General features: G+C 61.7%; 1 protein-coding gene. It reads right to left on the bottom strand.

The window, feature by feature from the left end; genetic code table 11:
- A partial coding sequence (locus D7Y13_RS46745) for a hypothetical protein (RefSeq protein WP_158626278.1) occupies positions 1-361 on the bottom strand: 361 nt, incomplete at its 3' end.
- Between the last annotated feature and the right edge of the window lie 28 nt (positions 362-389).

Raw genomic sequence — 389 nt, 5'->3', positions numbered from 1 at the left:
GTGTGTGGAACAGGCGCATCGCTTCCACCGGAACCAACTCGGACGGGAGCGCGGCCAGACTCTTGCCCTTGGCCCGGCGCACCACCACCGCTTCGCCGGTTCGCCAGATCTGGTCGAAATTGGCCAACGGGATCTCCGAGCTGCCGTTCGGGCCGTTCAGCGTCATCAGGCCGTCGTGGAAGCTGCTGCTGTGCTCGGAATGTTCCGGATAGGCATTGGTACTCGCGCGCCACAGGAACAACATCTGCAGACCCAGGATCAGCACCAGGGTGCCGATTCCGGTCAGATACCAGAGGGCGCCGCTGTCGGCGTACAGCCCGAAACCGAACCAGATCACCAGCATCAGCCCGATGATCAACACCTGTCGGGTGTTCTTGAAAATCGTCAAC

It is taken from the genome of Corallococcus praedator (assembly GCF_003612125.1).
In the GTDB taxonomy this organism is placed as follows: Bacteria; Myxococcota; Myxococcia; order Myxococcales; family Myxococcaceae; genus Corallococcus; species Corallococcus praedator.
Note: the sequence above shows the minus strand (reverse complement) of the source record. Positions and strands in the feature narration are given on the sequence as shown.